Below are 3,322 nucleotides of genomic sequence, written 5' to 3'. Positions count from 1 at the left end.
CATCTCCCCGGCCGGCGCGGCGCTGTTGCTGCTCCTGCGGTTGCCGTACTGGCCCAGCACGGTGCTGCCGATGCCATCTTCGGCATAGACCGTCTGCTGGGTGATGGCCGGGTTGTTCGCCCCGGTCAGCCGCGCATCGCTCTTGAACACGCGCTGGCCCAGGGCGTTGTACGTGTAGCTCACGGCCAGGGTGTTCGCCGGGTCGGCATTCAGGCCGGCCTTGGCGATGCGGCCGTCGCTGCCGTAGTGCAGGTAGTTGTCGCCTTTTTTGGTGAGCGAGCCGGTGGCGTCATGGCTGTAGGCCACGGTGCTGGTTTGCGCACTGCCGCTGGCGGGCTGGAACGTCTGCGTGTAGTTCTGCAGCCGGTTGCTGCCGCTGACGGCGACGTAATTGCGCTTGAGCGTGGCCGTGCCCGCCGCTGTGACGCTGCCATAGAACGCCTGCACGCGGTTGCCGTTGGCGTCCCACGCGTAGCCGCTGGTGTTGGCGCCCAGGGTGTCGCTCAGCGCGCTGCCCGTGGGTAGCGCGAGGCCGGCCGGCGCGCTGTGGGCGCTGGCGGTGAGCCGGCCCGTGGCGTCGTAGGTGTTGGCGCTGGTGATCACGGCCTGCTGCGCCCCCGTGGCGCCGCGCAGGGCGTGCCGCTGCTGCACCTGAGCTAGGCGCCCGGCGCTGTCCCAGGTCAGTTGCGGCAGCAGCCGGCTGGCGGACAACTGGCCCGCCAGGGTGTAACTGCGCTGCTCGGTCAGGCCGGGCGCGGGTCCGAAGGCCGGCCACTTCCAGCCGGTGGGCTGGCCTAGCGGGTTCCAGGTGATGGCGGTGAGCAGCGGCTGGCCGTTCCATTGCAGCCCGGTGAGCTGGCCCGTGGCGTCGTACTGGTACTGCAGCTTCTTGCCGCTCGCGTAGGTGAGGGTGGCGATCTGCCCGGCTCCGCCATTGCGGGCGCCGTCCGGCCCTGCCGGCACATAGGCCTGGGCCAGGGTGCGGCTGTCGCCGTTGGCCAGCACCTGGGTGCGGGCGGTGACCCGGCCCAGCGGGTCGCGCTGCCAGCGCGTGGTGACGCCCGCGTCCTGGATCTCGCTCAAGGACCCGATGCTGGCCTGCGGCGTGCCGGGGGCGTTGTAGCTGGCGCCGGTGAGGTCGTACCGCCACACGCTCTGCTTGCCGTCCTTGAAGAGGATGCGCGTCAGGCGCCCCGCCGCGTCCCGCGTGAGCCCGGTGGTGCGGCCCAGCGCATCGCTCAACTGCGTGGGGCGCCCCAGTGCGTCGTATTGCACGTTGGCCGCGCCGCTGTCGGCCGAGGTCTCCCGCGTGGCGTTGCCCCGGATGTCGTTGGCATACGTGGTGGCCACGCCCGCGAAGTCCTTGGCGCCCTGCACGGCGCCCAGGCCGTCGTAGGACAGCGAGGCGACCTTGCCCAGGGGGTCGGTGATTTCCGCGACGCGGCCCAGGGGGTCGGTGGCGTACCGGTAGCGCTGGCCCAGGGCGTTCTCGGCGGTGATGCGCTCGCCGTTGGGGCCGTAGGCGTAGCGGTCCACCTGGCTGCCGGCCTTGACGGTTTCCAGCTGGTTGGCGGCGTTGATGCCCCGCTCCTGGCGCCACACGGTCTGGCCCGCGGCGTCTTTGACTTCCTGCAGGATGACGTTGTTGAACAGGTCGTACCCATAGCTGCCCGAGGCGCCCCGGTTGTCCTTCCACGAGGCCAGCCGGTGCGCGCTGTCGTAGGCGTAGTCGATCTGGTAGCCGTCCGGCTGCGTCGTGCGGGACCGCTTGCCGATGGCGTTGTACTGGTGGGTCCATTGCATCCCGAGGACCGAGACGTTGCCGAGCAGGTTCCAGGGGTTGTTGCCATAGGCGTACTGGATTTCCAGGCCGTTGGGCAGGAGCTTGCCCACCAGGCGGCCATCGCTGTAGCTGTGGCTGGTGCGCCGCCCGAACGGGTCGGTGGATTCGAACACCAAGGGCGTGTTGCTGTGATAGGTGTATGTGCGCCGCACGCCCAGGGCATCGATTTCGGCGGTGACCAGGCCGCCCTGGTATTCCCATCGGCGGACGGCGGCACGGGCTGCGCCGTCGGGCAGGCTGGCGTCGTACACCCGCTCGGTGAGGACGTTGCCGTCCGCGTCGTAGGTGTATTCGGTGACGCGGTGGCCATCGGTGACCTTGACCGGCAGGCGGTAGGTGGGGTGCCACTGCGTGGCGACCCGGCGCTCCTGCGCGGTGCCCTGGGCGTGGGTGGCCAGCAGGGGCAGCTGGCGGTCGTTGTCCCATTCGTAGGTGGTCTGGCGGCCAGCGAAGTCCACCTCCGCCGTGACGAGGCCGGCGGCGTTCTGCACCCGGCGGTTGACCGGGCGGTAGGCCAGCCCCGGCACCGACGAGGCACTGGTGACGGCCAGCGCCTTGTTCTGCACGGTATAGCCGTACCGGCGGATCTGGCCGAGCGGGTCTTTCACGCCGACCTGGCCCGAGGCGATGTCGGTGTAGTCGAACTGGTGCGCCAGGGCGTCGCCCGCATGCGCGGCCTTGAGCGTGCGGCCCAGCGCGTCGTAGCTGAACTGGGCGAAACGGCTGCCGTTCTCATCGACGATGGCGGTCAGCAGGAACGGGTTGCCGGTGTCTTCGTACAGGTAGGTCTTCTGATACTGGTCCTGCAGGCGGGACGACACCAGCCGGTCGCCCACGCCGTCCTGGTAGCTGTACCGGTAGGTGGTGGTTTGGTAGTCGGGCGTGATGATCTGTTCGATCAGCCGCTCGCCCCAGACGAGGGTGAGGGTCTTGCCGAAGGCGTTGGTGATGGTGGTCAGGCGCCCGTAGGTGTACCCGTAGGTGGTGACCCAGCCGTTGCGCGCCCTGCGGCTCAGGAGTTTGCCCGCGCTGTCGAAGGTGAGCACGGAGTCGTCGCTGGCGTTCCGAAAGCGCCACAGGCCATCGGCCTGGGCCAGCGTGTCGCTGCGCTGGTCGCCCACCCAGTCCTGCTGGGCGCCCGCGCGCTGAAAGCCCCGCTCCTCACCGTTGCCGAAGATGACGGTCGCCACGCCCTCGGACACCCGCAGGCTGATGGCGTGGTTGTGCCCCCACTGGCGGCCGAAGCCCCGGCTGGCGCGGGCGGAGTCCAGCGCCCAATGGCTGCGGTAGATGCGCACGAAGTCCAGGCTGCCGCCCCACGGGTCCTGGTGGTCCACGATCTCCTGGAAATTCTCCCCGGTGGCGGGAATGACGGGGTCGCCCACGCACATGCCGTCCTGCCCGCCAGGGAACACGGAGACACTCCGGTAGCCGTCGCCGGGCGGCGGCAACGGGGGTGGCGGCGGCGGCAGGGGGCGG

At 70.1% G+C, this 3,322-nt stretch carries 1 protein-coding gene; it reads right to left on the bottom strand.

The features are described 5' to 3' along the window. Positions 1-3,258 (bottom strand): DUF6531 domain-containing protein (locus tag AC27IO_RS22045; protein ID WP_498740764.1); only part of this gene is annotated, 3,258 nt, incomplete at its 3' end. Positions 3,259-3,322 lie beyond the last annotated feature (64 nt).

This window comes from Acidovorax sp. KNOB132 (assembly GCF_057541515.1).
The sequence above is the reverse complement of the archived record's forward strand: the minus strand, read 5'-3'. Positions and strand labels throughout refer to the sequence as shown.